An 11,130-nucleotide genomic window follows, 5' to 3' on the forward strand; every position below is an offset into this window, starting at 1 on the left:
GCCATAGGGCTTTAGGAGGAAACTATGTTTAATGATAAATTCAAAGAAGAGTGCGGAGTATTTGGAATATATTCAAATAAAAAAACAGATGTAGCAGGAATAACGTACTATGGGCTTTATGCCCTCCAGCATAGAGGACAGGAAAGCGCTGGCATATGCGTTTCAGATGGTAAAAATCTACACTGCCATAAGGATATGGGTCTTGTATCTGAGGCCTTTAGAGGCGATGTTTTAAAAAACATGGAGGGAATGGCTGCGATTGGACATGTAAGGTATTCCACAACGGGTTCAAGCAGTCCTTCAAATGCACAGCCAATTGTTTCAAGATATAAGCTTGGCTCTATTGCAATAGCTCATAATGGGAATCTTGTTAATGCCGATGTAATAAGGGAGCTTTTAGAGGATGGAGGAGTTATATTTCAAACCTCAATAGATTCGGAAGTTGTTTTAAACCTTATTGCAAGGGGTGCTAAAAAAGGCATTGAAAGATCTATTGTAGATGCGATTCAGGCAGTTAAAGGCTCCTATGCAATTGTAATACTAACGGAGGATAAGCTTATTGGAGTTAGAGATCCTAATGGAATTAGACCCCTTTGTATAGGTAAAATCGATGATTCCTATGTATTATCCTCTGAGAGCTGCGCAATTGATGCTTTAGGCGCAGAATTCATAAGGGATGTATTGCCAGGCGAAATTGTAATAATAGATAAAGATGGATTAAAGTCGATACACTTTGCAGAAAAGACTAAGTGCGAAACCTGTGCCTTTGAGTTTATATATTTTGCAAGGCCCGACAGCACAATAGATGGCATAAACGTTTACACATCGAGAGTTAGAGCAGGTCAAATTCTATATAAGGAGAGCCCTGCACAGGCCGATATGGTAATAGGGGTTCCTGATTCAGGCATTGCAGCGGCGGTAGGGTATGCACAGGCTTCCAACATTCCCTATGGAATTGGACTAATAAAAAATAAATATGTTGGAAGAACATTTATATCTCCAAGTCAGGAAATCAGGGAAAGAGCAGTTTCGGTTAAGCTGAATGCATTAAAGGTTAACGTCGAGGGGAAAAGGATAGTCTTAATTGATGACTCAATAGTTAGAGGTACTACATCAAGAAGGCTTGTGGAGCTTTTAAGAAGGGCAGGAGCAAAAGAGGTGCATTTCAGAGTTGCCTCCCCTGTTGTAAAATACCCCTGCTACTTTGGAATAGATACTCCCCACAGGAGGGAGCTTATTGGTTCAAAGTCAGAGCTTGAAAAAATAAGGGAGGAAATAGGTGCAGACAGCCTTGGGTATCTTAGTATGGAAGGACTTTTGTCAGCTCTAAACAGCAGAAACTTCTGCCTTGGGTGTTTCAGCGGAATTTACCCGATATCTGCTCCTCTTGAAACTGATAAATTTCATCTTGAAAAAAGATAATATAGCTGCATTTGCGGCGGAATGGAGGATATTATGGTAACTTACAGAGAATCAGGCGTTAACATAGAAGAGGGCTACAGGGCGGTAAAATCCTATAAAGAATATGCAAAAAAAACCTTTATCCCCGGTGTTATAAATAACATTGGAAGTTTTGCTGGGATGTTTGAACTTAAGGATTTTAAAAATCCAGTATTAGTATCTGGAACTGATGGCGTTGGCACTAAACTTGATATTGCCTTTAGAATGAAAAAATACGATACCGTTGGAATAGACTGCGTTGCTATGTGTGTTAACGATATACTATGCCATGGGGCAGCCCCAATATTTTTTCTCGATTATCTTGCCTGCGGAAAACTAAATGCGGATGTTGCATCGGATATAGTAAAGGGAGTATCAAAGGGATGTTCAGAGGCAGGCTGTGCTCTTATTGGAGGAGAAACTGCAGAGATGCCGGGATTTTATAAAGAAGGGGAATATGATATTGCAGGCTTTGCAGTAGGTGTTGTAGAAAAGGATAAAATAATAGATGGAAGCACTATAAAGGATGGGGATGTTTTAATAGGAATTGAATCTTCCGGAATACACAGCAACGGTTATTCCCTTGTTAGAAAGCTTATAACAGATCTTGATATGGACTTTAACGGTAAAAAGATAGGGGATGTTTTATTAACTCCTACGAGGATTTATGTAAAAAGCGTACTTGAGCTTTTAAAGGAATTTAAAATAAAAGGAATGGCCCATATAACAGGAGGAGGATTTATTGAGAATATCCCAAGAATGTTCAAAGGAGATTTTACTGCTGTTATAGAAAAAAATAAAATAAATGTTTTAGATATATTTAAATATATAATGTCACTCGGCGTTGAGGAGGAGCACATGTACAACACCTTCAACATGGGAATAGGATTTGTACTTTGCATAGATAAAAAGGATGAAGAAAAAATACTGAAAGCTTTAAGGAATATGGGGGAAAATGCCGTAAGAATAGGATATGCAGCATCTGGAGGTGGAGGGGTTTGCTTAAAATAGCAGTTTTAATATCCGGTGGAGGCAGCAACCTTCAATCCATAATAGATGCAATAGAAAATAAAGAAATTTCATGTTCAATAGAATGTGTAATAAGTGACAGAGAAGCCTTTGGCATAGAAAGAGCAAGAAAGCATGGAATTGAAACCTATCTATTAGACAGGAAAATATATAGGGATACCCTTTCCGATGAGATACTTAAAATAGTTGATGAAAGGGTTGATTTAATAGTTCTTGCAGGGTATCTTTCAATATTAAAGGGAGATATACTAAAGAGGTTTAAAAATAGGATAATAAACATACATCCATCCCTGATACCAAGTTTTTGCGGTCCTAATATGTATGGAATTAAAGTTCATGAGGCTGCAATAGAATATGGAGTTAAGGTATCAGGATGTACAGTACATTTTGTTGATGAGGGAACCGATACGGGGCCCATAATACTTCAAAGAACGGTTGGAGTTTATCCAAATGATGATGCTAAAACCCTTCAGCAAAGGATTTTAACGCAGGAGCACAAAGCGATAGTTGATGCTATAGATTTAATTTCAAAGGGACTTGTTAAAATAGAAGGAAGAAGGGTTATAATCTACTAATAATATCTTTAAACTTTTGTAATACGTAAAATAAATTTATCCTATTTTGTGCCGCATATAAAGCGGCGAAAGGGAGGTTAATATGATTAAAAGAGCACTTATAAGCGTATATAAAAAGGATAAAATATATGAACTTGCTTCATTTTTAAATTCAATGGGAACACAGATAATATCAACCGGTGGAACCTATAAATATCTTAAAGAAAAGGGAATACCTGTAGTTGAAGTTTCCGAGATTACAGGATTTGATGAAATACTCGATGGAAGAGTTAAAACCCTTCATCCTAAAATACATGGAGGCATACTTGCAATAAGGGATAATATAGAGCATATGGAAACAATAAAAGAAAAGGGAATTGAGCCTATTGATATGGTGGTTGTAAATCTTTATCCTTTCTTTGAAAAGGTTAAAGATGATATATCCTTTGAAGAGAAGGTTGAATTCATAGATATAGGAGGCCCTACGATGATAAGGGCTGCGGCTAAAAACTTTGAGGATGTTTTGGTTTTGACCGATGTTTCAGACTATGATGATGTTATAAATCAGCTTAAGGAAAAGGGAGATGTGGATATTAAAACAAGAAGAAAGCTTGCAGGCAAGGTGTTCAACCTTACATCAGCCTACGACAGTGCTGTTGCAAACTTCCTTCTTGAAGATGATTATCCTGAATATCTATCCATTTCCTATAAAAAAGAGATGGATTTAAGATATGGGGAAAACCCACATCAAAGCGCTGCCTACTACGTTTCAACTACAGAGAAGGGTTCTATGAAGGATTTTGAAAAGCTTAATGGTAAGGAACTATCCTATAACAATATTAAGGATATGGATGTTGCATGGAAGGTTGTAAATGAATTTGATGAAATTTGCTGCTGTGCTGTAAAGCATAATACTCCCTGCGGTGTTGCAATAGGCGATAGTGCAGCTGATGCCTATAAAAAGGCTTTTGAGTGTGACAGCGTATCAATTTTTGGAGGAATTGTTGCCTTTAATAGAAGAGTTGATGCAGATACAGCAAAGGAACTTGTTAAAATATTCCTTGAAATAGTAATTGCACCGGATTTTGATGAGGATGCTCTTAAAATACTCTGCGAGAAGAAGAATTTAAGGGTTATAAAATGCAGCGTAAAACCATGTCAGAAATTTGAAGTTTGCTCCGTTGATGGAGGAATATTAGTGCAGGATACAGACAAAGTGCTTATAGATAATATTGAATGCGTAACGCAGATAAAACCTGATGAAAAATATTATGAGGATATGATATTTGGAATGAAAGTAGTAAAATACGTTAAATCCAATGCAATAGTTGTTGTTAAGGATAAAATGGCTGTTGGAATTGCAGGGGGACAGGTAAACAGAATCTGGGCAGCAAAGCAGGCCTTAGAGAGAGGAAAGGGAGCAAGCGTTCTTGCCTCCGATGCATTTTTTCCTTTCAGCGATGTGGTTGAGGAGGCTTCAAAGTATGGTATTAAGGTTATAATACAGCCAGGAGGTTCTATAAATGATAACCTTTCTATAAAAGCCTGCGACGATAAGGGAATAGCAATGGTGTTTACAAAAATCAGGCACTTTAAGCATTAATTTTATAATGAAAATTGTGTAGATAGGATGAAACGGTTCTAAAATTTAATGTTAAGCAGCAGATAAGGAGGTTATTATGAAAGTTCTTGTTGTTGGCAGCGGAGGAAGGGAACATGCAATAGCCTATAAAGCATCTAAAAACGAAGATGTTGATGTTGTATACTGTGCCAAAGGTAATGGAGGAACAGCCCTTGAATATAAATGTGTAAACGTTGATATTTCTACAAAGGATGAGATTTTAGACTTTGCCTTAAGGGAAAAAATAGACCTTACAATAGTAGGACCAGAAGCATATCTTGTTGATGGAATAGTTGACGATTTTAAAGAAAAAAACCTTAGAATATTCGGACCTTCTCAAAGAGCGGCAAATCTCGAGGGAAGCAAAGCCTTCGCAAAGGAGTTTATGAAAAAATACAACGTAAAGACTGCAAAGTGTGAAGTGTTTGAGGATTACGGTGCTGCAATAGAATATATAAATAAGTGCGGCTATCCCATAGTTATAAAAGCCGACGGCCTTGCAGCAGGCAAGGGTGTTGTAATATGCCAAAGTTTTGAAGAAGGAGAAAAAACCCTTAGAGATTTTATGATAGAGGGGATATTAAAAAGCTCTGGGGAAAAAGTTGTAATTGAGGAGTATTTAGAGGGAGTTGAGGCGACAATATTATCTATAACCGACGGTAATACTATAATACCCTTTATATCCTCAAAGGATCATAAAACTATTTTTGAGGGCGGTAAAGGGCCTAATACAGGCGGAATGGGAGTTATTGCTCCAAATCCCTATTGCAGTGAAGAGGTTTTAAGAGAATTTGAAAGGGACATACTAAATCCAACTCTAAAGGGTATAAAGGAAGAAAATTTTGACTACTGCGGAATTATATATTTTGGGATAATGATAACAAAAAAGGGAGTTTATCTTCTTGAATATAACGTAAGGATGGGAGATCCGGAAACACAGGCAGTACTTCCTCTTTTAAAGACTGATTTTATTGAGCTTATAGAAGCCTCAATAGATAAAAGCTTAGATGATATTAAAGTTGAATGGATAGATGGAGCGTCCTGCTGCGTCGTTGCGTCATCAAAGGGTTATCCTGAAAAGTATGAAACTGGACATGAAATAAGCATTGGAAACGTATGCGGCAAGGTTTTTATAGCAGGAGCGGCTCTAAGGGATGAAAAACTTATAACGACTGGAGGAAGGGTTTTGTCTGTAGTCTGTGTTTCAAAAGATTTAGATAAGGCAAGAGAGGCAGCCTACGAGGATATAAAAAAAATAAACTTTAGTGGAATGTATTATAGGAAGGATATAGGGGAGTAACTATATCCTTCCTTTTTAATTTAAGATGTATTAAAGATAATATTGAGCTGATAAAATAAAAAAGATTCCTCTTTCTATTTAGGCATTACTCCCTTCTTCTTTAAAGTTTCAACTGAATCGAGAGAAGTGTTTGGATTTTCAGGAACGGAGGAAACTTCATAGGTATCGATAAGATCGATTCCACCTTTTAGCTTTTCAGGCCAGAGTATGGCATTGCTTATATTTTCTATAATTGGGTAAGGAACATTAGAAGTTTTAACATCAACGCTTTTCTTATCTTTATAGGGCAAATCTGGATTCTTAGCATTTTTCATATTAATCACCTCTTTGCTTTTTCTCCTTTTAATATGCGACATTATACAAAAAATTATTTATTATAAAATGTGAAATTTAGTAGATGTATGTTGAAAAATTTTAACTTTTAATGTTTTTTTATATGATATAATTATTAATATATTAAAGCTTTAAAGAAGATAATTCTTGTTATGCTTAGGAGGAGACTATGAGGGTAGATGAATTTGCTCAGATAATGAGAATATATATGATGCAGAATTTGTATCTTTCTGAAGGTGAAAACAGCACAGATTTATCTTCCATGTTTTCTTTAATGCTTGATAATATTTTGCAAAATATGGACAAGGATTCACAGTATATTAATGATAATAAAGCTGATGATAAAATAAACAATATATCCGATGCAATAAAAAAAGCTTCACAGAAATATAATGTAGAAGAGAGCCTTATAAAAGCAGTAATAGATGTTGAATCCTCCTTTAATCCTATGGCGGTATCAAAGGCAGGAGCTCAGGGGCTAATGCAGCTTATGCCTCAGACTCAAAAAAGCCTTGGAGTCGATAATCCCTTTGATGTACTTGAAAATATTGATGGAGGGACAAGATATCTAAGAACGCTTCTTGATGCTTTTAGTGGGAATAAGGAGCTTGCTCTTGCGGCTTATAACGGAGGGATAGGCAGAATGAAAAAACTTGGAGTTGACAGCGTTGAAGAGATACAGAAGATGCCAAAGGAAACGCAAAGCTACATAAGCAAAGTGCTAAAAGAGTATAGCAAATACTAATCATCCTAAAGGGGGATGGATATGGAAAATTATGCACTTGTATTAGGAGGAGGCGGCGCAAAGGGAGCATATGAAATAGGTGTGTGGCAGGCGTTAAGGGAGCTTAATATACCTATCAATATTGTATGCGGTACCTCAGTTGGAGCATTAAACGGAGCTATGATAGCTCAGGGTGATTTTGAACTTGCAAAGGATTTATGGACAAGTATAAGCTTTGAAAGCGTTGTAAAGGTTGAAAGGGAACTTGCATCTGTGGAAGAAGATAGAATAAGCTTACTTGACAGAATGGCATTGGTAAGGGAGGCTGTAAGCAGCGGAGGCCTTGATACATCACCATTAAAGCAGCTTTTAAACGATATAATAGATGAGAAGAAAATAAGAGAATCTTCTATAGATTTTGGCTTGGTTACCTTTTCATTAACGGATTTTAAACCAGTTAAAATATTTAAGAAGGATATACCAGAGGGCAAGATGGTAGATTATCTGCTTGCCAGCGCTTGTTTCCCTGCCTTTAAACCGTTAGAAATAGACAGCAAGAAATATATAGATGGAGGGGTTTATGATAACATACCGATATCCCTTGCTATTGACAGGGGAGCTAAAAAGATTATTGCTGTTGATGTTTCAGGACCAGGTATAACAAGAAGCAGCGGCAAAAAAAGTTCTGATATATTATATATAAAAAATAAGGATATATTAGGCGGGGTACTTGAGTTTGACAGCGAAAAGTCAAAGGCAAACATGAATAGTGGATATTTAGACACGCTTAAGACTTTTGGAATGCTAAAGGGATGCAAATATTATATTAAAGATGAAAATAAGGAAAAAATAAAATATGAGTTTATAAATAAACTCAAACTTGAGGATTTAAAGAAGATATATTCATTTTTGGGAATTGACTTTAATAGCAAGACTTTAACATCAAACAGACTCATACTTGATGTAATAATAAGGACAATACAGCAGTATACCGATGGAAAAATTGAGGTAGGAAGCATTTATGCAGCTATGGCAGAGATTACGGCAGAGCAGCTTGATATAGATAAAAAAATGGTATACAGCATGGATGATTTGATAGATGAGATATTAAAAAAGTATGATGATATAAAAAACAGCGATGATTTTAAACAGTATGTAGGAAATATAAAGAAACTAATAATGAGTAAAAACCAGCTTGAGTTTGATAGAGAAATAAAAAAGTCTTTGATAGAGGGGAAATTCTTAATATCTTATAATACTGACTTTAAGGATATGGATGAAAAAATTAGAAGGTTTAGGAGGTTTGTTGCTATAGCCTTCCCAAAGATTTCTATTGCAAATATGTTTATCACGCTTTTGATAGATAATATAAATAAGTGTGGAAATTAATTTGTTACTTAATTTTTAAATTAAAATGGGCTGGTTTGCAGCCCACAAATTATATTAAATAAGTAACCGTCCCTCTTTAATATCAACGCATCAATGGGCATCAATGGGGACGGTTACTTATTATGTGTCATTCATTAGCACCAGCTCGGCGGTGCAAGTCTGCTATAGGATTAATACTGAAAAAATAATTTACCAGCCATAAGGGTATCCATTATAAGGAGGAAGTAGAAGGGACGGTTACTTATTTAATTGCTTTATATGATAATTTTTTTGCATATAAAAGTTAAACATAAGTTGCAGCTATCATTTGGATTTTGAAAGAAGAGGCAAGGATTACATTTTACCTAAAAATAAATATATCTTTATATATTTATAACATCGCTATTTTAATATAATAATGTTAAATTTTAAAAAATATGAGTGGCGGTTTTCTTGAATAAATTCGTTACAAAAATAAGCAATAGTGATATAAGGCTTTTCTATTGTATTAACGATGGAATAAAATGTACTATTTTAGATTGTATAGTTCCTTATATTACTAATTTAGGCAGTGATATGGTTACAGTTTTGACATGCCTTATAATGATTATCTTTGGGAAAAATTCTTTAAAAATTGCTGGCTTTCAGAGCTTTTTAACCCTTTCAACGAGCCATTTTATAGTTATTTTTTAAAAAATAAATTTGAAAGACCAAGGCCCTACAATATTTTAAATGATGTAAACAACTTTAACATTGTTTTAAGAGACTATTCTTTTCCATTAGGACATACAACTGCGGCTTTTTCAGTATGTATGACTCTATCTCTTTTGTTTCCTGTCTTTTGCGTTTTTTTTATCTTAATAGCTTTAATAGTTAGATTTACAAGAATATATCTTGGAGTTCACTATCCAACAGATGTTGTTGTAGGGATGTTTATTGGGATTATATGTTCAGTACTTACCAACATAGTATTTAGTTTTTTATATATTTAAAATTAAAACATATTCGTTTCCACATTTTTAGTTTTATGATATAATTGCTTAGATATAAAAATGGAGGAGACACTATGACAAAGGAGAGACTTGATAAAATACTTTCTAATATGGGTTTTGGTACAAGAAAAGAAGTAAAATCACTAACAAAATCCGGAGAAGTTTCTGTTAACGGACAGATAGTTAAGGATTCTTCTCAGCATGTAGACCCTAAAAAGGATATAATTGAAGTGTGTGGGGAAAAGCTAATATATAGAAAGTTTATATATCTTATGATGAATAAACCAAGCGGAGTTATTTCTGCAACCGAGGATTACTATGAAAAGACGGTAGTAGACTTACTTGATGATGAATATATAATTTTTAACCCTGCACCTGTAGGAAGATTAGATAAGGATACTGAAGGGCTTTTGCTTTTAACTAATGATGGTGAGTTAAATCATATGCTTTTATCTCCCAAGAGACATGTACCAAAGAAATATTTTGCAAGAATAGATGGTAGAGTAACATTAGAAGATGTTAAAAAGTTTAAAAAAGGTGTAATACTTGATGATGGATATGAAACTTTGCCCTCAGAGCTTAAAATAATAGAATCTAATGAAATATCAGAGGTTGAAATAATTATATATGAAGGGAAATATCATCAGATAAAAAGGATGTTTGAGGCCGTGGGGAAAAAAGTAATATACCTTAAAAGGCTTGAGATGGGACCTTTAAAGCTCGACAATAACTTAAAAAATGGGGAATATAGAGAGCTTACGGAAGAAGAAGTAAAGATGTTAAAGGAAGCGGTTAAAAGATGATGCAGCTAAAGAGCTGCTTTTTTTAATGCTATAAAAATTAGAAAATCTAAAACTCTGGGACGGTTACTTATTAATCTTATTTTATTAATATATAGGGAGTATGGTTTTCTAATTAAATTAAAAAAATAATTTTATATTTAATATTAGGTATATATATATTCTTTATAAATAGTATAAAGTTAAAATTATTAAAGTTTTAATAAAATACTTCATATAATAAGTAACCGTCCCAAATTATAGCAAGTTATCAAAAAGATTAGAATATAAATCTGTGGATAATTATAAATTGTATTTTAAATATTTATCGAAATAAAGTGAATAAAAAACATTTTATGATGAAATATGTATTATTGTGATGAATCAAATTAATTAAGAATAAATTTTGATAAATTAATGTATGTGGATAATGTAGAATATTATGTTAATAACTTTTATTTATAAAAGAATAAATATTTTTGATTGTTAATATGTGGCTGATATTCATAGCTTGTACATTTTAATTAAATATCTATCTTAGAATGTTTTATAGTTGTGTATTTTTTTGTAAAAATATTGGAATTATTATTTGGTTATGTAAGTATTTTTATAATGAATTTATATGTCTTTTTACTCTAATTAATATTTATATCGCCAATATCTCCTCCACAATGTTTCTGTATCTTTCCTCCTTTATAAGTTCTGCACCTAAAGCACACAGCCTCGATACATTAGCCTGCCCCATGCTCCCAAGTATCCTGCATATGTCGGCACATTTTAAATCGCAAAACTTCCTTAAAGCAAAGCACAATATTGCCTTTGCCTCCTTAACTCCCTTTGAATTCTTTATCTTAAGCATTAGTTTATCTATGTTAAATCTTTCTGCAATTATTTCTATTATCTTTTCAGGGGATAAGTCTCTAACGAGTACCTTTCTCATGCTTCTGTATTCCGTAGGTTCATCTTTAAACTCCTGCCTCTTTGCATCTA

At 34.1% G+C, this 11,130-nt stretch carries 10 protein-coding genes and 1 pseudogene; 9 read left to right on the forward strand and 2 right to left on the reverse strand.

Annotated features, from left to right (window positions below; genetic code table 11):
- The first annotated feature begins 24 nt into the window (after positions 1-24).
- The 5 genes from purF (at position 25) to purD (ending at position 5,944) form a co-directional block, all read left to right on the forward strand.
- Positions 25-1,422, forward strand: coding sequence for an amidophosphoribosyltransferase (purF, locus tag B5D15_RS08775; protein WP_078696740.1), 1,398 nt, complete (start codon positions 25-27; stop codon positions 1,420-1,422).
- 33 nt (positions 1,423-1,455) lie between these two features.
- On the forward strand, positions 1,456-2,451 hold the full coding sequence (gene purM / locus B5D15_RS08780) for a phosphoribosylformylglycinamidine cyclo-ligase (RefSeq protein WP_078696741.1): 996 nt from the start codon (positions 1,456-1,458) through the stop codon (positions 2,449-2,451).
- Positions 2,439-3,044: a phosphoribosylglycinamide formyltransferase gene (purN, locus tag B5D15_RS08785; protein ID WP_078696742.1), complete on the forward strand. Its 606-nt coding sequence runs from the start codon at positions 2,439-2,441 to the stop codon at positions 3,042-3,044. Before purM ends, purN begins: the two co-directional genes overlap by 13 nt.
- Positions 3,045-3,126: 82 nt before the next feature.
- Positions 3,127-4,626, forward strand: coding sequence for a bifunctional phosphoribosylaminoimidazolecarboxamide formyltransferase/IMP cyclohydrolase (purH, locus tag B5D15_RS08790; protein ID WP_078696743.1), 1,500 nt, complete (start codon positions 3,127-3,129; stop codon positions 4,624-4,626).
- A 76-nt stretch (positions 4,627-4,702) separates the two neighbouring features.
- A complete protein-coding gene (gene purD / locus B5D15_RS08795) occupies positions 4,703-5,944 on the forward strand; it encodes a phosphoribosylamine--glycine ligase (protein WP_078696744.1) in 1,242 nt (413 codons plus the stop codon).
- A gap of 74 nt (positions 5,945-6,018) precedes the next feature.
- On the opposite strand, the gene B5D15_RS08800 is transcribed toward purD, so the two are convergent.
- A complete protein-coding gene (locus tag B5D15_RS08800; protein WP_078696745.1) occupies positions 6,019-6,258 on the reverse strand; it encodes a hypothetical protein in 240 nt (79 codons plus the stop codon).
- A 188-nt stretch (positions 6,259-6,446) separates the two neighbouring features.
- On the opposite strand from B5D15_RS08800, the gene B5D15_RS08805 reads away from it, so the two are divergent.
- The 4 genes from B5D15_RS08805 (at position 6,447) to B5D15_RS08820 (ending at position 10,164) form a co-directional block, all read left to right on the forward strand.
- The gene (locus B5D15_RS08805) at positions 6,447-7,022 is read left to right on the forward strand and encodes a lytic transglycosylase domain-containing protein (protein WP_078696746.1); all 576 of its coding nucleotides are present in this window, start codon (positions 6,447-6,449) and stop codon (positions 7,020-7,022) included.
- Between the two features lie 21 nt (positions 7,023-7,043).
- Complete coding sequence (locus B5D15_RS08810; protein ID WP_179122240.1) at positions 7,044-8,390, forward strand: patatin-like phospholipase family protein; 1,347 nt, start codon at positions 7,044-7,046, stop codon at positions 8,388-8,390.
- 572 nt (positions 8,391-8,962) lie between these two features.
- Complete coding sequence (locus tag B5D15_RS08815; protein ID WP_078696748.1) at positions 8,963-9,361, forward strand: phosphatase PAP2 family protein; 399 nt, start codon at positions 8,963-8,965, stop codon at positions 9,359-9,361.
- 74 nt (positions 9,362-9,435) lie between these two features.
- Complete coding sequence (locus B5D15_RS08820) at positions 9,436-10,164, forward strand: pseudouridine synthase (protein ID WP_078696749.1); 729 nt, start codon at positions 9,436-9,438, stop codon at positions 10,162-10,164.
- A 622-nt stretch (positions 10,165-10,786) separates the two neighbouring features.
- Here B5D15_RS08820 and B5D15_RS08825 read toward each other — a convergent pair.
- Positions 10,787-11,130 (reverse strand): annotated as a pseudogene (locus B5D15_RS08825) (transposase); the annotation flags it as partial.

It is taken from the genome of Caloramator quimbayensis, assembly GCF_900167605.1.
GTDB classification, from domain to species: Bacteria; Bacillota; Clostridia; order Clostridiales; family Caloramatoraceae; genus Caloramator_B; species Caloramator_B quimbayensis.

Bases quoted from the DNA above. Each gene is read 5' to 3' on its own strand.
- B5D15_RS08800 (WP_078696745.1), bottom strand. From the start codon at position 6,258: ATGAAAAATGCTAAGAATCCAGATTTGCCCTATAAAGATAAGAAAAGC.
- B5D15_RS08820 (WP_078696749.1), top strand. From the start codon at position 9,436: ATGACAAAGGAGAGACTTGATAAAATACTTTCTAATATGGGTTTTGGT.
- B5D15_RS08815 (WP_078696748.1), top strand. From the start codon at position 8,963: ATGCCTTATAATGATTATCTTTGGGAAAAATTCTTTAAAAATTGCTGG.
- purM (WP_078696741.1), top strand. From the start codon at position 1,456: ATGGTAACTTACAGAGAATCAGGCGTTAACATAGAAGAGGGCTACAGG.
- purD (WP_078696744.1), top strand. From the start codon at position 4,703: ATGAAAGTTCTTGTTGTTGGCAGCGGAGGAAGGGAACATGCAATAGCC.
- B5D15_RS08810 (WP_179122240.1), top strand. From the start codon at position 7,044: ATGGAAAATTATGCACTTGTATTAGGAGGAGGCGGCGCAAAGGGAGCA.
- B5D15_RS08805 (WP_078696746.1), top strand. From the start codon at position 6,447: ATGAGGGTAGATGAATTTGCTCAGATAATGAGAATATATATGATGCAG.
- purF (WP_078696740.1), top strand. From the start codon at position 25: ATGTTTAATGATAAATTCAAAGAAGAGTGCGGAGTATTTGGAATATAT.
- purH (WP_078696743.1), top strand. From the start codon at position 3,127: ATGATTAAAAGAGCACTTATAAGCGTATATAAAAAGGATAAAATATAT.